At 54.8% G+C, this 23,653-nt stretch carries 20 protein-coding genes and 1 tRNA gene; 7 read left to right on the top strand and 14 right to left on the bottom strand.

The genetic code is table 11. The annotated features are described in order from the left end of the window. Positions 1–263: 263 nt before the first annotated feature. Together AC07V4_RS04670 and AC07V4_RS04665 are read left to right on the top strand one after the other, a co-directional pair. Entirely contained in the window at positions 264–1,526 is a 1,263-nt protein-coding gene (locus tag AC07V4_RS04670) for an HAD hydrolase-like protein (protein WP_492637651.1), read from the top strand. A gap of 5 nt (positions 1,527–1,531) precedes the next feature. Beyond that, complete coding sequence (locus tag AC07V4_RS04665) at positions 1,532–2,482, top strand: DNA-processing protein DprA (protein WP_213570205.1); 951 nt, start codon at positions 1,532–1,534, stop codon at positions 2,480–2,482. A 138-nt stretch (positions 2,483–2,620) separates the two neighbouring features. On the opposite strand, the gene AC07V4_RS04660 is transcribed toward AC07V4_RS04665, so the two are convergent. From AC07V4_RS04660 to AC07V4_RS04630, 7 genes are all read right to left on the bottom strand, one after another. After that, on the bottom strand, positions 2,621–4,675 hold the full coding sequence (locus tag AC07V4_RS04660) for a hypothetical protein (protein WP_213570204.1): 2,055 nt from the start codon (positions 4,673–4,675) through the stop codon (positions 2,621–2,623). Next, entirely contained in the window at positions 4,672–5,142 is a 471-nt protein-coding gene (locus AC07V4_RS04655) for a hypothetical protein (RefSeq protein WP_213570203.1), read from the bottom strand. Before AC07V4_RS04655 ends, AC07V4_RS04660 begins: the two co-directional genes overlap by 4 nt. Next, positions 5,139–6,050 carry a hypothetical protein gene (locus AC07V4_RS04650; protein ID WP_213570202.1) on the bottom strand — a complete coding sequence of 304 codons (912 nt, stop codon included), beginning with the start codon at positions 6,048–6,050 and terminating at the stop codon, positions 5,139–5,141. The genes AC07V4_RS04655 and AC07V4_RS04650 overlap by 4 nt, the downstream gene beginning before the upstream one ends. Before the next feature lie 340 nt (positions 6,051–6,390). Beyond that, positions 6,391–6,666: a hypothetical protein gene (locus AC07V4_RS04645; RefSeq protein WP_213570201.1), complete on the bottom strand. Its 276-nt coding sequence runs from the start codon at positions 6,664–6,666 to the stop codon at positions 6,391–6,393. Beyond that, complete coding sequence (locus AC07V4_RS04640) at positions 6,663–7,643, bottom strand: integrase domain-containing protein (protein ID WP_492637771.1); 981 nt, start codon at positions 7,641–7,643, stop codon at positions 6,663–6,665. The genes AC07V4_RS04645 and AC07V4_RS04640 overlap by 4 nt, the downstream gene beginning before the upstream one ends. Positions 7,644–8,545: 902 nt before the next feature. Beyond that, positions 8,546–9,874: a tyrosine-type recombinase/integrase gene (locus AC07V4_RS04635; RefSeq protein ID WP_492637650.1), complete on the bottom strand. Its 1,329-nt coding sequence runs from the start codon at positions 9,872–9,874 to the stop codon at positions 8,546–8,548. A gap of 164 nt (positions 9,875–10,038) precedes the next feature. Further along, positions 10,039–10,114 (bottom strand) — tRNA-Thr (locus AC07V4_RS04630). 517 nt (positions 10,115–10,631) lie between these two features. Here AC07V4_RS04630 and bcsQ (AC07V4_RS04625) point away from each other — a divergent pair. Both bcsQ (AC07V4_RS04625) and bcsQ (AC07V4_RS04620) read left to right on the top strand, forming a co-directional pair. After that, positions 10,632–11,486 carry a cellulose biosynthesis protein BcsQ gene (gene bcsQ, locus AC07V4_RS04625; protein ID WP_492637649.1) on the top strand — a complete coding sequence of 285 codons (855 nt, stop codon included), beginning with the start codon at positions 10,632–10,634 and terminating at the stop codon, positions 11,484–11,486. Positions 11,487–11,674: 188 nt separating this feature from the next. Continuing rightward, positions 11,675–12,580: a cellulose biosynthesis protein BcsQ gene (bcsQ, locus tag AC07V4_RS04620; protein WP_492637648.1), complete on the top strand. Its 906-nt coding sequence runs from the start codon at positions 11,675–11,677 to the stop codon at positions 12,578–12,580. A 241-nt stretch (positions 12,581–12,821) separates the two neighbouring features. Here the strand turns inward: bcsQ (AC07V4_RS04620) and AC07V4_RS04615 are convergent, their stop codons facing one another. From AC07V4_RS04615 to AC07V4_RS04595, 5 genes are all read right to left on the bottom strand, one after another. Then, a complete protein-coding gene (locus AC07V4_RS04615; protein ID WP_492637647.1) occupies positions 12,822–14,009 on the bottom strand; it encodes a methyltransferase in 1,188 nt (395 codons plus the stop codon). Then, positions 13,990–14,679, bottom strand: a complete 690-nt coding sequence (locus AC07V4_RS04610) for an ABC transporter permease (protein ID WP_431750690.1) — start codon at positions 14,677–14,679, stop codon at positions 13,990–13,992. Before AC07V4_RS04610 ends, AC07V4_RS04615 begins: the two co-directional genes overlap by 20 nt. 38 nt (positions 14,680–14,717) lie before the next feature. After that, entirely contained in the window at positions 14,718–15,413 is a 696-nt protein-coding gene (locus AC07V4_RS04605; RefSeq protein WP_053253867.1) for an ABC transporter permease, read from the bottom strand. Between the two features lie 74 nt (positions 15,414–15,487). Further along, on the bottom strand, positions 15,488–16,240 hold the full coding sequence (locus AC07V4_RS04600) for an ABC transporter substrate-binding protein (RefSeq protein WP_492637646.1): 753 nt from the start codon (positions 16,238–16,240) through the stop codon (positions 15,488–15,490). A 13-nt stretch (positions 16,241–16,253) separates the two neighbouring features. Beyond that, entirely contained in the window at positions 16,254–17,027 is a 774-nt protein-coding gene (locus AC07V4_RS04595; protein WP_010213906.1) for an ABC transporter ATP-binding protein, read from the bottom strand. A 554-nt stretch (positions 17,028–17,581) separates the two neighbouring features. On the opposite strand from AC07V4_RS04595, the gene gabP reads away from it, so the two are divergent. After that, the gene (gabP, locus tag AC07V4_RS04590; RefSeq protein WP_492637645.1) at positions 17,582–18,973 is read left to right on the top strand and encodes a GABA permease; all 1,392 of its coding nucleotides are present in this window, start codon (positions 17,582–17,584) and stop codon (positions 18,971–18,973) included. Between the two features lie 408 nt (positions 18,974–19,381). Here gabP and AC07V4_RS04585 read toward each other — a convergent pair whose 3' ends face one another. After that, the gene (locus tag AC07V4_RS04585) at positions 19,382–19,795 is read right to left on the bottom strand and encodes a hypothetical protein (protein ID WP_492637644.1); all 414 of its coding nucleotides are present in this window, start codon (positions 19,793–19,795) and stop codon (positions 19,382–19,384) included. A 70-nt stretch (positions 19,796–19,865) separates the two neighbouring features. Next, positions 19,866–20,786 (bottom strand): alpha/beta hydrolase family protein, encoded by a 921-nt coding sequence (locus AC07V4_RS04580; RefSeq protein WP_492637643.1) that lies wholly within the window; start codon positions 20,784–20,786, stop codon positions 19,866–19,868. Positions 20,787–20,958: 172 nt separating this feature from the next. Between AC07V4_RS04580 and AC07V4_RS04575 the strand changes: the two genes are divergently transcribed. Together AC07V4_RS04575 and AC07V4_RS04570 are read left to right on the top strand one after the other, a co-directional pair. Further along, the gene (locus AC07V4_RS04575) at positions 20,959–21,924 is read left to right on the top strand and encodes an arsenic resistance protein (RefSeq protein WP_492637642.1); all 966 of its coding nucleotides are present in this window, start codon (positions 20,959–20,961) and stop codon (positions 21,922–21,924) included. 86 nt (positions 21,925–22,010) lie between these two features. Further along, positions 22,011–23,618 (top strand): ArnT family glycosyltransferase, encoded by a 1,608-nt coding sequence (locus AC07V4_RS04570; protein ID WP_492637641.1) that lies wholly within the window; start codon positions 22,011–22,013, stop codon positions 23,616–23,618. The last annotated feature ends 35 nt before the right edge of the window (positions 23,619–23,653 follow it).

Genomic DNA, 23,653 nt, shown 5'->3' with positions numbered 1-23,653 from the left:
GGAGTTCGGTGGAAAATTTGGCGTACCCCAACTAGTAACTATAAATAAATCAGCTGGTTATGGCTTTTGGTGGAATCGAATCAGGATTTTTTTAGCTTTCTTCACGACGTGACATTCTTAGCAAGCGCTACACCATCCAGCTTAACAAGTTATCCATAGTGAGGCTTGAGCGGTTAGGTACGTGAAATAAGACTAGTGTCATATTGACATTAATGGCGTTTGCCCATCAATCTTGCCCTTTGACTCGACAAAGGGATTTTGAGATGTTTGAGTTGGTTATATTTGATCTGGACAACACGTTGGCACTGACTGACGACTTGGAGGGTTTTCGCGGTGCCTCCAATTTGGGAAATAAAGATCAGGAGTATAAGTCTCGCTTAATCGCTGAGATTAACAAGAAAAACAGGCGGCTACTATCTTCAGATTTTTTTGAAGAACTTAAAGAAGCTATTCCAAATTTGAAATTGGCGGTTTTCACCAAGTCGCCTCGATGCTACGCCTGTACAGTATTGAGTGAGGTATATTCGGATGTTGACTGGGAATCAATCGTTGCATTCGAGGATGTTCAGAATACCAAGCCAGCCCCTGACGGTATCATTTTGGCAGCGAAAGCTTGCGATGTAACGAATCGCGAAGCGATTGTTATAGTGGGCGATGACCTCGGAGACGTGGAGGCAGCTTACCACGCAGGAGTCCGGGTAGTGTTAGCAGAGCTCCATGGTGCTTCTCCGCATTATGAGGCGAGAAAGCGAATCCCTGATGCGTCGGTTGTCAAACAGAAGACTCTGGTTGAAGCGATTTTGGATATAGGTCAAAAGTTACCTATTCTGGAGCGCTTGGTCGAAGGAGTTCAAGCGCATAACGGGTTCTTTGGAAGAGTTTGCCGAGCGGGTCACTTTCCTCCACGTGCTGTGGAAGAAACAAAGCGGCCACTTCAAGTTATCTCGTTGGGTCGACTTTTTACAGAGCATAGGTCTATAAAGCCTCGGCGGGAGTGGCATGAGCTGACCAATGAGATTGTAAAATTTAAGAATACTGATAATTTTCCCATTGAGTGGGCTAAATGTGTTCGTGATACGGTCAATGAGCAAATAAGAATTTATAGGGAGAAGGGAGGCATAAAGAGCCTGTTTAAAAAATATAAAGTAGTAATCACCACGGCACCCTCTAAGAAAAATCGGCCTCCGCGGATGGAGAACTTTTTAGAGCAAATAGAATCCATACTTGAGGAGTCTCCGCTGTCGAACAGTACGGTGGAGGTAATTGATGATATGTTTGAATTTTCTCCTGAGGCAAAGTCGCATCATGGAGAGCATTTGACCATGGTTCAAAGATATGAAAATGTACGTGATTGCCTGTCGATTACTGGCGATGCAGAGATTGAAAATAAATTGGTTTTTCTGATTGATGATGTGGTAACAACTGGCGCCACTCTCTACTATATGGACAAATACAGCAGGGCGAACGGCGCTGAAGAGGTCTTTTGCATCAGCTTGGCACACACAATTTCAGGGGCCAGGGACTGAAAATGATGAGCGATGACGCTTACAATGCTTTGATCTTGAGTGGATTGAAAGGTGTTGGCCCAAGCACTATTGAAAAGGTGCTGGCGCTTTCATCGTACCCATTGAAGACGCTCGTTGAGCTTTGTGAGTATGCCTCTGATCTGCGTAAAAAATCGTTGACCAGCGAGCAGTTTGATGAGGCTCGTAGATATGCAGACTTTCAAATAGATATGGCCTCCAAGAATGATACTAAAATAATTAGCCTATTGGATTCTGAATTTCCTAGAGCGCTAGCGATTTCTGGTGTTCGTGTTGCGGTTTTATATGTCAAGGGGAACGTAGAGCTTTTAAACAGTCCTTCGGTCGCTGTAATAGGTACAAGGCAGCCTACGCTTCATGGGGAGGAGATAACAAAGCGCATGACTCACTGGATGGTTCAGCAAGGCTGGGCGATTGTCAGTGGGCTGGCGTTAGGTTGCGATAGTATTGCTCATAAGCAGGCGATAAAATCATTTGGAAAAACAGTCGCTGTAATGGCCCATGGATTGCACACAGTTTCACCGTCGCAAAATAAAGATTTAGCGTCGTCGATTCTATCCAGTGGTGGGGCGTTAGTGTCAGAGTTCGCGTTTGATGTTAAACCAATACCTACGAATTTTGTGATACGGGATAAAACTCAGTCCGCACTCTCCCAAGGCGTAATGATGATCCAGTCAGACCTAGTTGGCGGAAGCCTGCATGCATCCCGAGCAGCAATCAAGGATCGACGGCCACTTATAGTGCCTTATCCTACGGATCAAGACATCAGAAACTCGGAAAGCAAAATTTCCGCAAACCTCTTGCTGGCTTCAGACGATGTAATAGGTAAGTGCAATCTACTAAAGTGCGACCCAGCCGCGTTAGAAAAACTCCATATCGTTAGACGGAGGGAAGATTACGATATGATGTTGGAGGTGCTGTCACGTAGTCTTCGCTAGTAACGGGAAGCAGCGGCTGATGTCCCAAGTCAGTATTGCCGAATTGGAAGTAAACCCCGCCGCATTGTCTGAGGAGGGGTAGCACCATGCTTGTGCATCACAAGCATGATGTCTGTTTTTTACAGGTGCCTGTCATAATTACAAACCAATTCGAGATATTACTGGGCTTTCAAAGCGAACAACATTAACTTCTAAGCCATCAATCATCTTTAGCAGGTCATCATACTTTTCACTCGTCGCAATGATAACCTGCTTATCCAACTCAAATGTTCGAGCCGCCTTTTCAATGAAAGTCTTAAAATTAACTTCTTTAGTCTCTTGCTGGCGTGGTTCGTCGAGCATCAAGAGCCCAAGGTGATTTGTTGATAACCCATTCAAACGAGAGTCCAGAACTAACAAAGTATACATATACGCCCATATAACTCGAATATTATCGCTTGCGGACGCCTCAGAACCTAAATCCACCTCATCGATAGCAGGTTTGTACGTACGCTTAGATATTTCAAAATCTTCAATAGGTGTACTTTTGTAATCAAAATCTTTAAGATTTTCTTTGAAAAAATTAAGAAGCTCATTGAGCTTTATATTGTCATTTCGACTAAACCCATCCCAAGGTAGCTTTTTCAATGCTCCCGTGATTGTCGACCAATCCAACATTACAGAAACTAGTTTCTGCTTGATCTCGGTTTCCAAGGCTGCCGCCTTTTCTACACTAGAAATTCTTTCCTCTAGCAAAATCTCTTTTCTAAGCTGAACACGAGAAGGCGCCCCCTTGACATCCGTCAAACTTTCTTTAACAGATCTTATCTCCGCACGAGTTGCATTGATTTTATGCTGGGCCTGAGAAATTAGTGACTTTTTTGTTAGCAGCTTTTTAGACTCACCTTCTTTCATCGAGTCAAAAACAATTTTTTGCTTTTCCAGGTACTTTATATTGTCATCTACCCCGAGTGCAGATTGGTTATGCATATGGGGTAGCAAAGAGTCTTCAACCGGCTGATTGCATGTTGGGCAAATACCCTCTAAAAAATTAAACTTCTCTTCTGAGCCATAATCTTGAAGTTTTTTAACATCGTTATATTTACGCAAACTCTCTCTAACAGAGGCAGTTCTTTTATCAATAGATTTTATGTACTCATCGCTGACATCCAGATCTGAGATAAGAATAGAAAACGCAGCCTCCTCCGCAGTAAGCTTTTCTGTCAGCAACGTTAGCTCAAGCTCAAGTCCAGGAATTTTTTGACTATCAATTTCAATAGCTTTTGACTCAGACCTGATTTTTTCTAAATCCGTTTTCAGATTTTCAACATATTGACCGAGGCTAACCTCTTTGGAATCGGTGTCAAGAAAATAAATATCAGACACGCTGTTTATTGCCGCCTGCTTACTTATATCATCCGAAATATTACCTGATACAAACGCTTGAACTTGCTTCGCCAACGAAACGAGCCTTTCAACATTAACAGTCCAAACAGACTCTAAATCGGACTGCCTGACCAAAAGCTGTTGCCGTTTCTTGCTATTCTCTTGAATATCAAGATCTAAGTTGTACTCAATGATTTTGCTGGAAAGTTCTTTAATCTGCAAATAAGTCGGGAGCACATTCAAAATTCCGCCCCACCCGCGCGTTTGCTCTACATAGTTTACGGCGAAAATTGATTCAAGGTATAAGTTTGAAAAAGAACCGTCATACTTAATTACCTGCGGTTCGTCTACCCCTAAGAATTTCTCTAGAAACTGATGAAATCCTCTGTCTCTCACAGCCGCCCCAGGATCTCGTACAAAATAATCTGTCAAAGCGCTACTAGGAAGGTTCTCAACATCGCCGGGCGCACCTTGATAAACAGAAATTAACCTGTTTTTACTTTCTATGCTACTTCTAACTAATGTAACCACAGCGCCAGACGAGTTTTCAATTTCGAGGAAAATCTTTGTTTCCGAAATTAAAGCATAGCTACCATCTGCCTTTTTCAATCTGGTCGTTAAAGCAGACTTTAACGGAGTCTTTCTAGAAGGCCCTAGAGTCCCCTCCAGCCCCAAAGCATAAATAATACTTTGTATACACGTTGACTTGCCGAAAGTATTTTCAGCCTGAATAATATTCAGCCCTTTAAAGAATGGTATGTCTACACCGTATCGGCCTTCGTTCGTTTGCGAAACTATCCTTAGTCTTCTCAGCTTCAACTTGCTCACAAACGCACCCCCGCGATAAGACGATCAATAACTTCATCTGTAAAAAAAGACTTTTTGAACTTCAGAATAAATCCTTTCTCGTTAATAAAAACTTCTTTATCGAATTCAATCTTTTTTGCAAAATCCAACCCTTTCTTGGTGAGTTTAATGCTTTTAGACGAGTCCAGTTCGAAAACTTTTTCCCCTATCCCTAGGTCGATAGCTCTATCCACCAGCGGGTCGAATCTCACATTAAAGTTATCAAGTAAATCTTTAGTGGGCGAAAAATATTGTTGCCTTTTGTCTGAGGAGGAAATCAAGGAGCATAAGACTTGGATCTTTTTGGCATTGGCTTTGTTCCCAGAACTAAGCAATGACAAAATTAACGCAATCAAAGATATTCGCCAAACAGGCCGTAGCTCTGGCTCTACAGGGGTTCCTGTTTGGCGAAAGACCGCTTTCTTAGGTACAATATCTAATATGTTCATTGTTCGAAGTCCAAATTGCATCGCATTATCCAATCCGCGACCGTACCAGCTGCAATACATTCCAAATTATCTTCATGCAGTTTGCTCTTTTTCTCGAGGTTCCCTTTCAAAACCTCGACTTGCTGCGCTGGACTTTTTTGTACGGATTCGAAATACTCAATATACAACTGTTCTTCTCGAGCAATTACTCCTCCCATAATTTGAGAGTGATATTCAGGGTAGTCCTGCTTCAAGTCTGTCAGCATATTCTGAGAGTGAATTGCTTGTTTTAGCATGATTTCTCTCGTTTTTTCAATATGAGCCTGTGGAGCTTTTTTTAGCTTTAGAAGCTTGGTATCGATATTCCTTACAAACTCTGACTTGTCTGTTTGGAATTCAGACATATCAATGTCCGTGATGGCTTTTCTTTCTAGCCTCAAAACCCGCACGCCCTGCTCTAAAAGTTCGGATTCTTCGAGTTTAAAAGTTCCTCTGTCCCATACTAGAATTCGAAAGTCAGAATTATCAACATAAGGTAGCTTTGCTTCTACAACCTCTACAGTTTTCACGGCTGCATGCGCCACCAAATACTTAGAGTTAAGGTTGGGAACTACAAGAATCCACCTCCTTATTAGTGTAGAACTAAAGAATTTTGCGAGATTGCCGTCTTTATTTTCGATGAACTTATTAATATCAGTCGTCATCTTGTCGCGTTGCTTCTCATACAGCTCTGCAGTACTACATAGCTCCTCAGGGCAAAAGGATTGGTAGGCATTTCCACAGAACGAATACCCTTCAATACCTGCGTCACCGTTATGCCTGTCAGGAATTGGGACGTAATTTTCTTGTCCATGCTTGATCCGCAGAAGGTCGTTAACATGGCCCTCCCACTCCTTGCGTTCCCAAACCTTATTAGGACTTAGTTCCATAGCCAATCCATGTTTTGAAATTAATAAAACTTCGGCATCATTCTAGACTGCAATGCTTTCCGGGCAGCACTTTTGCTTTTTCTAGATTCGAAGACAGAGGGGCACGATAGCTACGATCGGCTTTACAACATGAGTTAGGCAAAATTCCCTTTGTCGTCATACACCTATATCCTTAAGGCGACTGCGATTTGCTGGCCATGAGCCATGCTACTCTGAATTACCACTGATTTCCTAGGCGCGTCTACGGTCTGGCTTATGCCAATTTCAGTGCTGAATGACGGAGACAGGTTAAAAGTCCCCTGGACCGACCGGCGGAGCTTGGCCGTTTTTCCCCCCCCACTTAACGGTTGAACACCCATGATTTTTCTAATCGATGAGTGAGCAGTTGCACCGTCAGCAAGTAGTAATAGCGTGTCGACTCACTACGCAGGTTCAGGTGGTGATTGAGAAACCAATCAAGGTGTTTTCTCTGCCAAGCCCAAGGGTTGTCCCGTCGCCAGCGCCCCGCAATTGCGGATTGGATCGCCTTCGCCTGACGCAGATGGCGTTGGCGCGTGGTATATGACCCTTTCAAAACACCAGCCAGGAACAACTCCATATCGAATGGCTTGCTCATGGTCGTCCCCCGATGTACGCCGCGACCACGTCGATACGGCCGTGCCCCAGCTCGTAGCTAACTTGCCTTTGGGCTTCTTGATCGAGCCGTCGGTCTATCCGGTTGCACCTGCCGCCGTTGATCGGCGCAGGATGATGGGTAATCTGCTGATAGCGTTCGCACGCATAGGCTGCCCGCAATTCATGGAAGCCTTTTAGTCGGTGTGTATGGAGGATGTCCCGTGCGGGACGGACGACTCCCTCCAAGAAGTCGAGGTAGCTTTCGTTTGGTGCAAGCAGGTTGCGGCTGCCGGTTGGCGAGAACTGTTCGGCAAACCTAAGAGCGTCACGAATACGATCATCCATGGTAATCCAGCGAGGTGCCGAGGCACCTGAGCGGCCGCCTTTGGTGCCGTCCTGGATGTTGATCTTCCCGTATTCTTTGCCCTCGCGGTTAAGGCGCGGTAGGTCGGCCAAGATGGCCTCGCGCAAGCGCATGCCAGTGACGCGCGCCAACTGGACGATGGCAGCGCTGCGTTGCTGCTTGTGTACGCAAAGTACGTCAACGATCCGCTTAATCTGTTCACGGTCTTGGCCTTGCGGAACCGAGCAACGAACACTGGTGCGCTGCATTCCCAACGCTTTGCTTGGGCTCGGCACTTTCACAGACTGATCACCGCGAAGCGCGGCCATGGTTCGGTTCACGCTGGACAATCGGTTTTGCGCAGTGGCGATGCCGATAGCGCCTTGTTCGACTTGCTGCCGCAGATGCCCGGCATAGCCCAGCAAGGTCTGCCGGTCAATTTTTCGCGCATCGTTAAGCCCGGGCCCATCCTCCGAGCGACACCAGTGCACAAACGCCTGCCAGCGATCACTGTGCGCCTTGACGGTGCCGTAATGCCCACCGCCAAACAGATCTTTCAATGCCTGTGGTCCTGCGTAGCTCAGTTGCCGGCCATAGCCAAAATTGCGCCCATCTCGTCTACCTACCAACATGATCAAACTCCTCTCGAAGCCAAACCGTTGAAGCCTTTCCCCACGTCATCCCGCCAAGAATGCTGAGTGTTATCAGGGATCAAGGCCCCTGCGACCGGTGAGGGTTGTCCACTAACGTGGGACTGACGGCTCTTTATGACCGAGAGCGTGGGCATCTCATGATCTGGCCTCCTGAACACTTCCAAAGAAGTGGGCGGGTGGAGGCTGCACTGGCTGACGAAACCAACGCTGCGAGATCCTGAGTTGGGTGAAGGCAGTGATGCGGTGACCGGGGCGTGCCTGACTGTCAGTCAGGAGCAGTCCATTCCCTGGGCTGCGGCACCATCATCTGCATCGCTGTTGCTGGTGACTTCGGTGTTTGTCACGCCGATTGTCACAAGGAGGAATGCCGCAAAGCCTTGTACGAGATGGGCTGCAGCAGCGGTAGGAGCGCCCGTCTCTTTCCGGGAGAAAGAGACGGGCGCAGGTTGGCGCAGTGAAATGGCCAAGCGGAAAGGTTGCTGCAGGGCAGCTGGGTAGGGGGATGTATTTGCCGCAATGGCAACGATCTGAAGTAGGCATCCATCACTCGGTGAGTGACCGTGCGAGCCACCGGACGCTAATCGCACTTTGGGAGAACCACCACGGTGTGGCGTAGCCTTAAAGGTTCTGGCTACCTGGGTTGCTGTCAACGACAGCGCTTGCCCGATCTTTTCTACGCCTGTGGATAATTTGGGTCAAGGCTCGAGTTTTCGGGAATTCTGCGGCTGTGGATGAAATTATCCACCGGTGGAAATCAGTAGTTTTCCACAGACAGTTTGCATGGGTTTTAGATTTTTTAAATGAGGTCCATCCAAGCAGGGCGGCTTTGCAGCCCCGCTTGGATGGACCCGCGTGGAAGGGCGGACTGCGGTGATCTCATTGGCTTACCCACGTTTGGATGCGCCACGGCTATTTTGTAGGGCGGTAATGTTGTCGCCGACCGGGTGAGCGAATTCGTGGGGCGTCACATGCCCATGGCGGTTGGCGTCAATGTAGTTGCTCCACCACGCCATGATCAGCCTGCGCTGTTCGAGGAATTCAGCTTTGTGGATATACGCGGCGCGCACACGGTTGCGTTCCTTGTGGCTCATTTGTCTTTCGATGGCTGCGTCGGTCCATAACCCGGACTCAAGCAGGGCGCTACAGGCCATGGTCCTGAAGCCGTGGCCGCACACGTCCTTGCTGGTGTCATAGCCGACGTTGCGGAGCATGGTGTTCACCGTGTTCTCGGACATGGGCTTCCAGTACTTGTGGTCGCCCGGTAGCACCAACTCTGAAAAGCGACTCAGGCTGCGCAGGCGCTCCAGTATTTCGATGACCTGCGGCGATAGCGGAACCATTTGAATGTCGCCGTTCATCTTGGTCCCTCGTGTGGAGTTGCGTACCCCTTCAATCGGTGCTCGGGTATCGGGGATTTCCCACATGGCGCGTTGGAAGTCGAACTCACTCCATCGAGCGAAGCGCAACTCGCTGGAACGGACGAACACATGCAGAGTCAGCAGCACGGCAAGGCGGGTCAGCTCGCGGCCGTTGTAGTTGTCGATACGGTGTAGCAGTTCGGGTAGGCGGTTGAGAGAGAGGGCCGGGCGATGGATTGTGCGCGGCGCGTGAAGCGAGCCTGCCAGATCCAGTGCAGGATTCATGGTGATCTGCCGAGCCCTTTTGGCCCCGCGCATGATGGTGGATAAGTAATTCTGTACCCTCAACGCCACATCCATGGTGCCGCGTTCCTTGATGCGCTGGGTAATCTCTAGCAGGTCGTGGGTATCGAGTTCAGCGATGGGTCGTTGGCCGATCAGCGGGAAGACGTGGGTACGCAGTCGGCTCATCACGGTTTTTGCGTGTCCTTCGGTCCAGCGACGGGACATGTCGGCGTGCCACTCCAGAGCAACGGTTTCGAAAAGCAGTGCCGCCCGCTGGGCTACAATCTTGGCCTTCTTCTTTTCTTCCATTGGGTCGAGGTTGTCGAGCAGCAACGCCTTGGCTTCGTCTCGCTTACGTCGTGCGACGGAAAGGGTAACGATGGGGTAATTGCCGATGATGAGCGTACCTTCCTTGCCGCTGGGCTTGGTGTACTTCAAGCGCCAGGTCTTCACGCCATTGGGTTTGACGAAAAGGTACATGCCGCCGCCGTCGAACAGTTTGTAGGCGCGTTCGCGGGTTTTGGCCGTGCGGCATTGCAGGTCGCTGAGGGGGGTCGCTAGACGTGGCATAGGGGTACGCGCTCCTGACCGGGAAATCGCAGTACCCCTAACATACCCTCGGGGAAGGGGGATTTTGTTGGATCCCGACAGAGGGTTCTGGAACGAAAAAACCCGCCAAATGGCGGGTTTTCGGGGCTTCCAGAGCATTCGGTGGAATGCAATGGAGCCTAATGTGGTGCCGGCACCAGGAGTCGAACCCGGGACCTACTGATTACAAGTCAGTTGCTCTACCAACTGAGCTATACCGGCGTGTTAGGGCGACGATTATAGCGATTGGCAAGCATCTGTAAACCCCTGAATTCTGACTATTTTTGCAGATGTGGGAGTTTTTTTGCTCAGGCCGCGTTTTCATCGCTGTGAAGGGAGCATTGCGGTCGTCAACTCAGCTCAATGGCCGCTACCACTGGTGCCCATAAATTTCATGTGCTCCAACGCTTGCTTGGTGGTGGAAAGCACGCAGTAGCGTCCGGTTTGTGGCTTACATCGGCCTGGGCGATGGCTGTGAAGGCAACCAAGCTGGCAGCCACAAAAATGGCGTCTTGCCGCTCATCCGAAAGCATTTCGATAGAAACGCCCGAATACTGACACCATCAGTGTGATATCACACAATGCGGGCCTTACTTATCCAGCATTCAACGGTTCGAGCAGGAGGGGGCGCTCAGTGGGGCGTGCAGATCACATTGCAAAACTATGCACTGCGCTGGGTGCGCACTCTTTCAGTGGGTTGACTGAGCCGGGCGTGGTACGCGGAAAGGCCCCGGTATCTTTGCAACGTTTGTTGGATCAGTTGAACCAAGGTGTTGCGGGCTTGCTGCGCCCGGCTGAGGTGGTAGAAGGCCCACGTGGTGAGTTGTATTCGGACCAACTGGCGCCCAAGGTTGTGGTCGTGGTTTCTGCTACCGGTGGTGTAGGGCGCAGCACGTTGGCCGCCGCGTTGGCCAGTGGTCTGCAGCGTCAGGGGCACCCGGCGCTGGCGTTGGAGCTGGACCCGCAAAACGCGCTGCGCCATCACTTGTGCCCAGGGTTTGATTTGCCGGGCGTGGGCTCGACCAGTCTGCTCAATCAAACCTGGCAGGCTTTACCCTGCCGAGGGTTTGCAGGATGTCGTATGGTTGCGTTTGGTGAGACCGACCTTGTGCAGCGGCAAAGCCTGAGTCGTTGGTTGGGGCAGGATCTCGATTTTCTCGGCAAGCGTTTGGCCGAGCTTGGCTTGAATGGTCAGGACACGGTGATCATTGACGTGCCTGCGGGTAACACGGTGTACCTGAGCCAGGCGCTGTCCGTGGCCGATACCGTGCTGGTAGTGGTCAAGCCGGATGCCGCGTCGTTTCGCCGTTTGGCCAAGATGGACGAGTTGCTCGCGCCGTACCTCGCCAGTGAAACGCCACCCCGGCGTTTCTACGTGATCAACCAAGTGGACAGCACCCACGCGTTCAGCCAGGACATGACCGAAGTGTTCAAGTTGCGCCTGGGTGATGCTGTGCTGGGTACGGTGCAGCGTGACCCGACGTTCAGTGAAGCGCGGGCTTATGGTCGCGATCCGCTCGACCCTGCGGTCAACAGCATTGGTTGTCGGGATGTGCGCGCTTTAAGCCGCGCGTTGAAGGGGCGAATGCATTAAGTCGTCGTATGGTCATTAAATTGACCAAATGCCGTTTGTCTAAAAAGCGATCGGGAAAAACACCAAAATAATGACACTTTGCCGCACCTGTCACAGAATGCGTGAACTGGGACGCCTATAAAAAGACCTGCGGCTAGTGCCTGCTTGCCGACCTTCACGTCTTTAAGTTGCGTCGTGAGGAGAAGGCTATGAGCCTTAGCGAAGAACTTCTGGCGTTGTTTGGCAAAGACGTCAGCCATGATGCCGAAGGCATTAATGCACGGATGCACTTTTTCGGCAGTGTGCCCGCCGACGAAAGCGCGCCCGCCGATTCCCAACCTGTCGATAATGCAACGGTGCCGGCGAAAGTCGTGGCACTGGTGTCCATCAATGGTGGCGTTGGCCGCAGCACGCTGGCCACAGCCTTGGGCAGTGGTTTACAGCGCCATGGCGAGTCAGTGGTGGTACTGGACCTGGACCCGCAAAATGCGTTGCACCATCACTTCGGCGTCAATTCGGCATTGCCCGGTATTGGTCGCACCAGCCTGGAGCACGGGCAATGGAGCGACCTGCAGCAGGTCGGCTTCGCCGGTTGCCAGGTTATTACTTTTGGCGATATCGATATCCAGCAGCAGGAAAACCTCGAACGCTGGCTCAAGCACGAACCCGGTTGGTTGGCGCAGCGTCTCTCGTCCCTGGGCCTGAACGAGCGGCAAACGCTGATTATCGATACACCCGCCGGTAATAATGTTTACTTCCATCAAGCCCTGAGCGTGGCCGATGTGGTGCTGCTGGTCGTTCATCCCGACGCTGCGTGCCTCGCCACCCTGGATCACTTGGACCCATTGCTGGCGCCCTATCTTGAAGGTGAGCGCCCACCTATTGTGCATGTGGTGGTCAACCAAGTGGATGAGAGCGATGCCTTCAGCCTGGATATGGTCGATGCCTTCAAGCAGCGCCTCGGGAGAGCCCCGCTGGAGGTTCATCGCGACATGGCGATCAACGAGGCGCTGGCGTTTGCGGCCGACCCGCTGGACAACGTGGCCAAACATTTGGCCAGTGACGATATCAACGAGATATGCCGGGTGTTGAAGGCGCCGAAAAATACCGCCTAAAGCGCGGTTTATACGCTTAACGCCAGATGCTTATGCACAATCGGTTGGTTGGGGCTGTCACGAAACAGCCATTTTGTGGAGCGGTTCTCAACACGCTGCAACTGCCTGTTTTGTGTGCACTTTATTTTGTGAACAAAAAATGACCAGTCGTGCTTTTGGCCTGTAGTACTGATAGCTACAGCCTCTGTAAAGAATTCATCAACAGAGTTATCCACAGGGCGTGTGTAGGAAAATTTGCCCCTTAATCGCGCTCAGCCAGCACCATCAAGTTGCGTGGGGTCAGTGTGGGTTCACAGAAGCTGCCTACCTCAACGTTGTAACCCTGTTCTGTCAGATAAAGTGCCCGGTCCAGCACCAGCCACATTTCCAGTGGGCGACGAAACAAACCACGCACCAACTCCAGGTTTCGCACCTGCGCCAGGCGTCGCCAGCCATGGGCTTCCAGCGCTACCCAATCCTGTTCGCCTGTGGATAAACCTTTGAGACTCGCCAGCTCCCGGCAGTAGTCAGCGAACGGTTTACCCAGCCAACTGACGGGCAGTGACGGTGTGGGTAAGTAGTCGTCGCAGCCGCGCAATTGCCGTTGCAACTGATCGAAGCCCAGGCGCCGAGCCATGGAGATGTCCCGTTGCTGGCGCACGCGGCTGCCGGCGGTGACGGTTTCGCTCAGAGGCAGGCCCAGGTCATCGATGGATAACCGCAGGGCTGAAGCGCGAGCGACGTTGGACAGCGGTTGGTAGCAATCGGCGCTGATACGGTTGTAGCAGCAGGGCGCCAGTGCCAGTTGTTTGCAACCTGCTGCACTGGCCAGTTGCAACAAGCGCACATGCAGATCGCCGCAGGCATGCAGGGCGACGGGGGTGTGTTCGGGGTTGAGTGTCATGTCCGCCATCACGTCTTGTAGGCGATGGGTCACAGGCAAGCCGTGGTGCTCGCTTAACGCCTGGCCTGAGGCGACCAGGGCCGGATCGTATTCCAGGCAGGTCAGTTGCTGGCCAGGTTGCAGCAGGCGGCGGCCGAGATGACCTTTGCCGGCACACCAGTCCAGCCAGTGCGTGGCAGGTTCAGCAAACGCTAGCGTCGCTCCGAAGGCTTCGATCTGCTGCCATTTGCGACCGGGTACGTCGACGTTAAGGCGGTGGCGGGCGGGTTCAAGCGGTTGTGCCGGCAACTTATCCACAGCACTGAGGCGCTTCGCCTGCAATGCCAACGCCATAAAAGGTGCGGGTGCCGTTAGCTCGTGGGGTTGGTTGTGATTGGCTTCGGCATCCGCCAACGAGCGTTGGCGAAGCCATTGGGCCAGCTCAGAATGTTCGCTTTCCCAGGGTAATTGCAGGTGGGTAAAGGGCCGTGGTCGCCACAGCCCTTGGTGCTCGATCAGAAACGCATCCAGCGCCTCGAAGCGTGCCTTAACGTCCCTGGCAGGCATCGACGCGCAGCCAGCGTTCCAGCAGCTTGAAGCCGCGTACCAGGATGTAAGCCATCAACAGGTAGAACAGCCCGGCGGCGAAGAAGATCTCCACTGGCAGGTAGGTGCGGGCGATGATGGTCCGCGCCATGCCCGTCAGTTCCAGCAGGGTTACCGTGCTGGCCAGGGCGCTGGCCTTGAGCATCAGGATCACTTCATTGCTGTACGCCGGCAGGCCGATGCGCGAGGCGCGGGGCAGGATGATATAGAACAGCGTCTTGGGCTTGGACATGCCCAGTGCTCGTGCCGCTTCGATTTCACCCGGCGGGATGGCCTGGATCGCGCCGCGCAGGATCTCGGCGATGTAGGCGGCGGTGTGCAGAGTCATCGTCGCCGTGGCACACCAGAACGGATCGCGCAGGTACGGCCACATGAAGCTCTCGCGCACCGTATCGAACTGCGCCAGGCCGTAGTAGACCAGAAACAACTGCACCAGCAGCGGCGTACCGCGGAAGAAGAAAATGTAGGCGTAGGGCAGGGCGCTCACGTACCAGCGGCGCGAGGAGCGGGCGATGCCGAGTGGAATCGCCAGCAACAAGCCAGCGATCACGGCGATCGCCACCAGTTCCAGGGTCAGGATCGCGCCCTGAGCCAACTTCGGCAGCCACTTGATGATCACGGCCCAGTTCAGGCCCAGGTCAAAATGCGCCAGCCAGCTGTAGTCGCCGCTCATTGGGTGCTCCTTGCAAAGCCGCGGGCGGCGCGTTTTTCCAGGAAGTGCATGCCGGTCATGGCCAGTACCGTGAGGCCCAGGTACATGAAGGCGGCCACCATGAAGAAGGTGAACGGCTGCTTGGTAACGGTCACGCCGATCTGTGCGTGACGCATGATTTCTTCCAGGCCGATCACCGACACCAGCGCAGTGTCTTTCATCAGAATCATGAACAGATTACCCAGGCCCGGCAGGGCGATGCGCCACATCTGCGGCATGATCAGGCGGGTGAAAATCCTGAACTTCGACAGCCCCAGCGCCACACCGGCTTCGCGGTGGCCCTTGGGTATGGCGAGGATCGCGCCCCGGAACACTTCGGTGGCATAGGCGCCAAAGCACAGGCCCAGGGCGATGACCCCGGCGGCAAAGGCACTCAGGGAAAGGTCGGGGTTGCCAAAAAACTCCCCCAGGGCACGCATCAGGTTGACCGTGCCGAAATAAATCAGCAGCACCCACAACAGCTCGGGAATACCGCGAACAATGGTCGAGTATGCACCGCCAAGCCATTGCAACGGCTTGTACGGGGACGTCTTGGCCAGGGCGCCGGCCAAGCCGAGCACCAGCCCCAGGCACAGGGCCGTGAGCGCCAGTTTGACGGTCATCAGCGCGCCGGCGGCGAGCGCCGGGCCGAATCCGTAGAGATCGAAATTCATGGTGTTTTCATATCGCAGCAGGCATTGCTAAAAGCCGACGCGCCCAGATAGGCGCGCCGGGCAAATCGTTCAGATCATTCGATGCTGAACGGGAAGTACTTGTCGTTGATCTTCTTGTAGGTGCCGTCTGCCTTGATCTCAGCCAGGGCTTTGTTCAGGCGTTCGCGCAGCGGGTCGCCCTTGCGTACGGCGATACCGATCTTGTCGCTTTCTACTACAGGCTCGCCCTTGAACTCGTAGGCCGAACCGTCTTTGCTCTTGAGCCACTCGTACTGCACGTATTTGTCGGCGAGGATGCCATCGAGGCGGCCGGACGTCAGGTCGAGGTAGGCGTTTTCCTGGGTGTCATACAGCTTGGCGGTGGTGTCCGGCAGCTTGTCTTCCAGGTAGGTGCCGGCCAGCGTTGCGCGTTGTGCGCCGATGGTCTTGCCCTTCAGGTAAGCGGCGTCGGTCTTGAAGTCCGCAGTGGCTTTGGGCGCGATGAATTGCAGCTTGTTGGAGTAGTACGGGTCGGTGAAGTCGACGGCCTGCTTGCGTTCATCGGTGATGGACAGCGAGGACACCAGGAAGTCGAACTTCTTGGCATTCAGGGCCGGGATGATGCCGTCCCAGTCGGACACATACACTTCACACTTCTCGACTTTCATCTTGGCGCACAGGGCATCGCCGATGTCTTTGTCGAAGCCGACGACGTTGCCGCTGGCGTCTTTATTGTTGAAGGGCGGGTAGGCCGCTTCGATCCCCATCTTCAAGGTTTCTGCCATGGCCGTGGCGCTGAACGCCATCGAGACGGCCGCGGCCAGAAGGAATTTTTTATAGTTCTGCATGCATGTTGCTCCGTTAGCGGTTGCTGGACATGAATTGTTTGCAGCGCGCCGAAAGCGGGTTTTCAAACACCTGCTGTGGCGATCCTTGCTCTTCGACCAGGCCCTGGTGCAAGAACACCACTTCGCTGGACACCTGACGGGCGAAGCCCATTTCATGGGTGACCAGCAGCATGGTGCGACCTTCTTCGGCCAGCGCGCGGATCACATTAAGTACTTCCTGAACCATTTCCGGGTCAAGGGCCGAGGTTGGCTCGTCGAACAGGATGACCTTGGGCTGCATCGCCAGGGTGCGGGCAATGGCCGCCCGTTGTTGCTGGCCGCCGGACAGTTGTGCAGGGTAGGCGTGGCGCTTGTCGGCGATGCCGACCTTGGCCAGCAGGGCCTCGGCCACTTCGATGGCCTCGGCCTTGCTCTGGCCAAGCACACGGCGGGGCGCCTCGATGATGTTGTCGAGGATGCTCATGTGTGGCCACAGGTTAAAGTTTTGAAACACAAAACCGATTTCGCTGCGCAGGCGGTTGATCTGCTTACCATCGGCAGCCATCAACTCACCGTTCTTCGCAGCCTTGAGCTTGAGTTCTTCGCCGGCCACCAGGATCTGGCCCTGATGGGGGTTTTCCAGCAGGTTGATGCAGCGCAAGAAGGTGGACTTGCCGGAACCGGAAGAACCCAGGATCGAGATCACGTCGCCGTCGCGGGCGGTCAGCGAGATACCTTTGAGTACCTCCAGCTCACCATAGCGTTTATGCAAGTTGCGGATTTCAAGCGCGGGCGTGGCCTCGGCCATGTGCGGTCCTCATTGTGTTCGTTGCGTTCTTCGCTGTTGGGCCGCCTTCCTGGCGAGGCGCCAAGCTAGCATGCGTTCGGATGGCAGCCAACAGCGCTGCGGACGGTTAACGGGTGGTCTGCGGCAGGGTGTCGCATCGGCACAGCAGCGTGTCGCGCCATCTACAACCTAACAGACGTTTGAACCCGGAAAATCCACAGGCTTCGCGTAAAAAAGGGCGCGATGGTGCCAGCTTTGGCCGGGTGTTGGAAGGGTTAACCGGGCAAACGGTGCGTATCAGCCCTTTTATGAGGCGTCACGCACTTTTTGTGTGTGTTTTTGGTGCGTCCGCAGGCCCTGAAAGTGGGTCGCACGGTAACGCTATAGCGGAATGCCATTGTTCTCAATGACTTGCGATGGTTGTTGAATCGTCCTACAGCCCACGTCAATCGTGACTCTGTAATATTTTGGCGCAAATCTTGCGTAAAAAATAAAGAACGCCCCGTTGGATTCTTTTCACGAGAAAGACTGCAGGCGGGCGGACCGTTTTCGCAATTCCTCGCAAAGGTGTGTCAATGAGTAGTACGCAAAGCTCCAATGACCTCGAACAGGGGCTCAAACCGCGTCACGTCACCATGCTGTCGATTGCCGGCGTTATCGGTGCTGGTTTGTTCGTTGGCTCCGGCCACGCGATTGCTGCCGCCGGGCCAGCCGTTCTGTTGGCCTACGCGGCTGCCGGTACGCTGGTAGTGCTGGTGATGCGGATGCTGGCCGAGATGGCGGTTGCGTCGCCGGACACTGGTTCGTTTTCCACCTACGCCGACCGTGCGATCGGCCATTGGGCCGGTTTCACCATCGGCTGGCTGTACTGGTGGTTCTGGGTATTGGTGATTCCGCTGGAAGCCAACGCCGCTGCAACCATCCTCCATGCCTGGTTCCCCGACGTGGCGATCTGGGTGTTTACCCTGGTCATCACCTTGCTGCTGACGGCGACCAACCTGTTCAGCGTGAAGAACTATGGTGAGTTCGAGTTCTGGTTCGCGTTGATCAAAGTGGTGGCGATCGTTGGCTTTGTGATCCTTGGTTTGGCCGCTATCTTCGGTTTCCTGCCAACCAGCCAGGTCAGCGGCGTTTCGCACCTGTTCGATACCCAAGGCTTCATGCCCAACGGCATGGGCGCGGTATTGGCGGCGATCCTGACTACCATGTTCTCGTTCATGGGCACCGAGATCGTTACCATCGCGGCGGCGGAATCGAAGAACCCGGGCCAGCAAATCACCAAGGCCACCAACTCAGTGATCTGGCGGATTGGCTTGTTCTACCTGTTGTCGATCTTCATCGTGGTGTCCCTGGTGCCATGGAACGATCCGACGCTCGCGGCGGTAGGTTCCTACCAGACGGTGCTGGAACGCATGGGCATCCCGAATGCCAAGCTGATCGTCGACCTGGTGGTATTGGTTGCCGTGACCAGTTGCTTGAACTCGGCGCTGTACACCGCATCGCGCATGCTGTTCTCCCTGGGTCGTCGTGGTGATGCCCCGGCCGTCTCCAAGCGCACCAACAAAAGCGGCACGCCTTACTGGGCGGTGCTGCTGTCCACGGGGGCGGCGTTCCTGGCGGTGTTTGCCAACTATGTGGCTCCGGCCGCAGTGTTCGAATTCCTGCTAGCCAGCTCCGGCGCCATTGCCTTGCTGGTGTACCTGGTGATTGCGGTATCGCAACTGCGCATGCGCCAGAAACGCACGGCGGCGGGCGAGAAGATCGTGTTCAAGATGTGGTTGTTCCCAGGCCTGACCTACGCGGTGATGGTGTTCATCGTCGGTACGTTGACCATCATGCTGTTCCAGGAAGCGCACCGGGTCGAGATTATCGCGACCGGGATCCTGAGTTTGCTGGTGGTGGCTGCGGGGTTGATTGTGGCGAGCCGTCGCAAGGCTCAGAGAGTGGGGGCTGCGGTACTGAACTGATAGCGCGCGGACAAAAAAGTGGGAGGGGGCTTGCCCCGATGGCGGTGGTTCAGTTAAAGAAGTACCAACTGACTGTCCGCAATCGGGGGCAAGCCCCCTCCCACATTTGGTTTTGTATCAGTCCGGGGAGCTGGCGAGTGCTTGGGAGGCCGCCACGTGATAGGCCTGGAACTCTGGCGATTCGTCATCACTGTCCGTGGCCCACTTTGAGCTTGCTGGTGGTGGCTGCGGGGTTGATTGTGGCGAGCCGTCGTAAGGCTCAGAGAGTGGGTGCTGCGGTACTGAACTGATAGAGCACGGACAAAAAAGTGGGAGGGGGCTTGCCCCCGATGGCGGTGGTTCAGTTAAAGAAGTATCAACTGACTGTCCGCAATCGGGGGCAAGCCCCCTCCCACATTTGGTTTTGTATCAATCTGGGGGGGTGGTGAGCGCCTGTGAGGCCGCCACGTAATCGGCCTGGAACTCTGGCGATTCGATCCACGCCAGCGCAGCCGCTTCGTCATCGCTGTCCGTGGCCCACTGGCGATACTCGATCAGTGCCGCCAGGATAAAGTCAGTCGCTTCCTCTTCGCCTTCCTGCTCCAGCACCAGTGCCAGCAACGGGTGCGCCAGGAATGCCGCGCATAACGCCTGCTGGCTGGTTTCACCTGCTGTGCGCATCTCTACAAACAGCTCGGTCAGATCCACCGATTCAAGGTCGATGCGGCTGTCATCGCCGGCGAACGCGTCCGGCTTGGTCGCGACGGTACGCTGGGTGCGGTTTTGCTTGGCCTTGGCCTTTGCCCGGTGGGCACGTTTTTGCTGTTTGTTTGGCGAAGCCATGGGCTTGCGTCCTTGGTTCAGGATCTGGGGTGGGTATTGAAGCGCAGGTTGGATGAAATCCCAAGGGAATCTACGTGCGTTCCGTCACCCGGTGCCCAGGCGTGCCGTCTGCCAGTGCGCCCTGTTGCAGCCACGCCAGTGCGATGGGCCACAGTCGGTCCTGGTACTCGCTGCGAAAAAACGCGAAATGCCCGACGTCTTTTTCGCCGATATCTTCGGGGGCGATACGCAAATGAGTGCGTTCACTGCTGCTGAAATAACCCAGTAGCCGCTCGATGGCCGCCACGGTGCCAAACGGGTCGTCAGTGATGCTGATGGCCAGCACCTGGGCCTTCACGCGACTGAATGGCAATTCACCCAGGCTGCGCCCGCTGGGGCGTTTATCGTACTGCGGCGTTGGTGTGGCCCAGTCCCGCACCACGCCCGCTGGCGTATCCTCCAACCAGCCCAGTCGCTTGCCCGGGAAGTAACCGCACAGCGCGGTCATCAAAGGCATTACCACATGCCATTTGGCAAACATCCGCCAACGTTCGCTCGTGTGATAGTCGCGCCAGTAGGCGAACTGTGCGCCCACCGTAACGATCCGCCGAATCACCGCGCCTGACGCGCCCAGCCCGGCTGCACACCCCCCAAAACTGTGGGCGACCACATCGATGGGTTGCCCGGGAAATGCCTGCTGGGCCCGCTGTAACATCGCCTCGAAATCCAGCACGCCCCAATCTGACCAGGAAGCCTTGAAGCCACGCAGCGAGCCGTTCCTGGACTCACCGATGCCGCGATAGTCATAGGTGATGACGTCGAAGCCATTGGCAAACAGGTAGTCGGCGAAGCGTGAGTAGTGGCGGCAGCGCACGGAGGTGGCGGCGTTGATGATCACGACCGGGCGTGCGAGGTCAGTTCGAACGTGGCGCCAGGTGAAGCCGCCGATAACGTAGCCGTCGGCTGCAGGTTGTCGAAACGCTTCTGGGGCAGGTCGGGTCGGCAGGTTCATCGGTCAGCTCAATCCTTGCGCTTGTGGGGTGGGCTTGGAGGCTCGCGCGCTTTTTATAAGAAGCCGAAATTACCAAATTTAACCTGCCATGCGTGCAGAAAGTGCCGGGATGCTCGACGTTATTGCGTGGGCTGCTTACGCTGGCGATCTTTTGATTGACCAGAGTCGGCCCATGACCCGCGACACTCTCGAACACAACCAGATCCCGGTCTACTTCGCCGCCGTCCTCCTGGCTGCTTCCTTCGGCTTGCTCGCGCCCTTGGCGGCCCAAGGCCTCGGCATGCTGGTCACGCCCGCCATCGCCGTGTTGATGTACGCGATGTTCCTGCAAATTCCGTTTCTGGACTTGCGCCAAGGTTTGAGCAACAAACGCTTCCTTTCGGCCTTGCTGCTGGCCAATTTCGTCCTGGTGCCCATGTTGGTATGGGTTCTGACCCGTGGCCTGGTGGAGCGTCCCGCGTTGTTGATAGGGGCGTTGTTGGTGCTGCTCACGCCGTGTATCGACTATGTCGTGGTGTTCACGCACATCGGCAAGGGCGATTCGCGTTTGATGCTGGCGGCGACGCCGGTGCTGTTGTTGCTGCAGCTGGCGCTGCTGCCGATGTACCTGGGGTTCATGTTGGGCGCGCAGTCCGATGGGGTGGTGGCGGTGGGGCCGTTCATCGAGGCGTTCCTGTGGTTGATTGTGGCACCGATGATTCTGGCGGTGCTGACCACGTCCCTGGCGCGTCGCTCCAGCATTATCAGTGTTTGGAACAGTGCCTGGGCCTGGCTGCCGGTGCCGGCGATGGCGTTGGTGCTGTTTGTAGTGATTGGCTCACAGATCACGGCGGTGGTGCGCGATATCGGCCAGCTGTGGCTGGTGATTCCGGTCTACCTGGGCTTCTTGCTGCTGGCGCCGTTGGTGGGGGTATTCGCTGCGAGGTTGTTCGCGTTGCCCGCCGTGACGGCGCGTGCGGTGACCTTCAGCGCATCCACTCGCAACTCGCTGGTGGTGCTGCCCTTGGCATTGGCCCTGCCTGAAGACGTGCGGAGCATTGCTGCCACGGCAGTCATTCTGCAGACGCTGGTCGAGTTGGTTGGTGAGCTGATCTACATTCGCCTGGTGCCGCTGTGGGTGTGGCCGGCCAATCGCTAAAGCGTGAATGTTCAGGTTTGTTCAGGCGTCATTCAGGGCGGGCTGCGGCACCATAAGTCAGCGCACCCTACCTGAAAGGACAATCGATGGATTACCGCAGTCGTTTTCGCCTGGAGTCCCTGGGCATTTTTCTGATCGCTTTGCTGCTGTTCACCTTGGGTATCTGGGATCAGCAGCCCCAAGGTTTTGACGGGCGTTGGGCACTGTTCATGCAGGAAATGTTTCGCCATGGCGCGAGCTTATTTCCTACCACTTACGGTCAGCCGTATGCGGATTACCCGGGGACCGCGACGTTCTTCAGCTTTGTATTTGCCCGGCTGTTTGGTGCGCCGAACCACTTGGCGAATGTGCTGCCTACGGCCCTCGCCTCGGCCGGTGTGGTCGCCCTGATCTATCGCTTGCTGGTACCTGCCAGCCGCCCCTGGGCACTGCTCACAGTGCTGCTGACACTGCTCACGACTCAGTTGTTGGAAAAGTCCCGCTCGGTGTGCCTCGACCAGATGGTCGCGTTGTTGTGTGTGGGCAGTTTCTACCTGCTGCACAGCGGTGAGCGCCTCGGCTCGCGGGTGCGGCAGTTGGCGGTTTTCCCTCTGTTCGTCCTGGGTTTCGCGATTCGCGGACCGCTGGGGTTGATCGAGGTCTGTGGGGTGGTGTGCGTGTATTGGGCGCTGGGTCGGCCAGGAGAGCGGGTCAAGCAGGTGCTGATCCACGGCGTTGTTGGGCTGGTGCTGCTCGCGGCCTGCTGGTGGGTGCTGATGAAGCTTGCGCGGATCAGTGGTGGCGATGCCTTTGCCGACGAAGTGTTCAAGATGCAGGTGGGTGGTCGTCTCGATGAGTCGGGCGAGCCGTTCTATTTCTACTTCCAGCTGAGTTTGTACCGCTATTTCCCCGTGGTGCCATTGGCGCTGGCGACCTTGATTGCACTGCGTCATCGGTGGTCTGAGCGGTGGACTGATGAGGGCGTGCAGCTGCTGGTGCGCCTCGGCGCTTGTGGCTTGATGATTTTGCTTGGCTTGTCGGTGCCGCACTTCAAGCGCGCTTACTACATCTTGCCAATGGTGCCGATGTTCGCTGCTGTCGCTGCCTATGGGCTGCTCCAGGCTCAAGGTTGGCTCGTAGGCGTGCGTCGCTGCTATGAAGGGCTTGTCGTGGCGCTACCGGCTCTGGGGGTGGTTGTGCTCTTTGTCTGCCGGTATACGTGGCAGAAGCATGGTTACTGGCCGGATGTTTCGTTGCCGCTGCTGATCGGTGTTCTGGTCATTCTGCAAGTGGCGGCGTTGATCGCCTGGAGCAGGGCGCTTCGGTTGGTGTGGCTCAGTGTGATCGCCCTGGCGGCGCAATGGCTGCTGCTGGTGGTGGTGATCGAACCGGCCAAGGATCTGCAATTCGATACCCAGAAGTTTGTCAGCCAGGTGGAGACGCTGCGTGAGTCGCAACCGGGGCCTTTGGTCTTCGTCAATCTGGCCCGGGACACTTGGGCGGTGCGCTACATGATGAACCTGGATCATGACGAGCAGCCGCTGTTTGTGGGGCGCAATGAGCTGGAGAAACTGAGTGGGCTGCCTCGGCCATCCTGGGTGATTGTGTCGCGCAAGGAGACTGCGCTGTTGAAGGGCACGCCGGTAGAGATGCTGACGCCGAGCTTTGAGGGGCGGTTGAACGATAATCCGCTGATGGTGTTTCTGCTGAGGTAGGAGGCCCTTGCGTACAGGGCCTGCCGGGCTGCACC

Source organism: Pseudomonas sp. GW821-FHT03A09 (assembly GCF_059421065.1).
The sequence above is the reverse complement of the archived record's forward strand: the minus strand, read 5'-3'. Positions and strand labels throughout refer to the sequence as shown.

Coding starts and splice junctions, on each gene's coding strand:
- AC07V4_RS04570 (WP_492637641.1), top strand. CDS start 22,011: ATGGATTACCGCAGTCGTTTTCGCCTGGAGTCCCTGGGCATTTTTCTG.
- AC07V4_RS04670 (WP_492637651.1), top strand. CDS start 264: ATGTTTGAGTTGGTTATATTTGATCTGGACAACACGTTGGCACTGACT.
- AC07V4_RS04655 (WP_213570203.1), bottom strand. CDS start 5,142: ATGAACATATTAGATATTGTACCTAAGAAAGCGGTCTTTCGCCAAACA.
- AC07V4_RS04575 (WP_492637642.1), top strand. CDS start 20,959: ATGACCCGCGACACTCTCGAACACAACCAGATCCCGGTCTACTTCGCC.
- AC07V4_RS04615 (WP_492637647.1), bottom strand. CDS start 14,009: ATGCCTGCCAGGGACGTTAAGGCACGCTTCGAGGCGCTGGATGCGTTT.
- gabP (WP_492637645.1), top strand. CDS start 17,582: ATGAGTAGTACGCAAAGCTCCAATGACCTCGAACAGGGGCTCAAACCG.
- AC07V4_RS04580 (WP_492637643.1), bottom strand. CDS start 20,786: ATGAACCTGCCGACCCGACCTGCCCCAGAAGCGTTTCGACAACCTGCA.
- bcsQ (WP_492637648.1), top strand. CDS start 11,675: ATGAGCCTTAGCGAAGAACTTCTGGCGTTGTTTGGCAAAGACGTCAGC.
- AC07V4_RS04635 (WP_492637650.1), bottom strand. CDS start 9,874: ATGCCACGTCTAGCGACCCCCCTCAGCGACCTGCAATGCCGCACGGCC.
- AC07V4_RS04605 (WP_053253867.1), bottom strand. CDS start 15,413: ATGAATTTCGATCTCTACGGATTCGGCCCGGCGCTCGCCGCCGGCGCG.
- AC07V4_RS04645 (WP_213570201.1), bottom strand. CDS start 6,666: ATGAGCAAGCCATTCGATATGGAGTTGTTCCTGGCTGGTGTTTTGAAA.
- AC07V4_RS04585 (WP_492637644.1), bottom strand. CDS start 19,795: ATGGCTTCGCCAAACAAACAGCAAAAACGTGCCCACCGGGCAAAGGCC.
- AC07V4_RS04665 (WP_213570205.1), top strand. CDS start 1,532: ATGAGCGATGACGCTTACAATGCTTTGATCTTGAGTGGATTGAAAGGT.
- AC07V4_RS04600 (WP_492637646.1), bottom strand. CDS start 16,240: ATGCAGAACTATAAAAAATTCCTTCTGGCCGCGGCCGTCTCGATGGCG.
- AC07V4_RS04650 (WP_213570202.1), bottom strand. CDS start 6,050: ATGGAACTAAGTCCTAATAAGGTTTGGGAACGCAAGGAGTGGGAGGGC.
- AC07V4_RS04595 (WP_010213906.1), bottom strand. CDS start 17,027: ATGGCCGAGGCCACGCCCGCGCTTGAAATCCGCAACTTGCATAAACGC.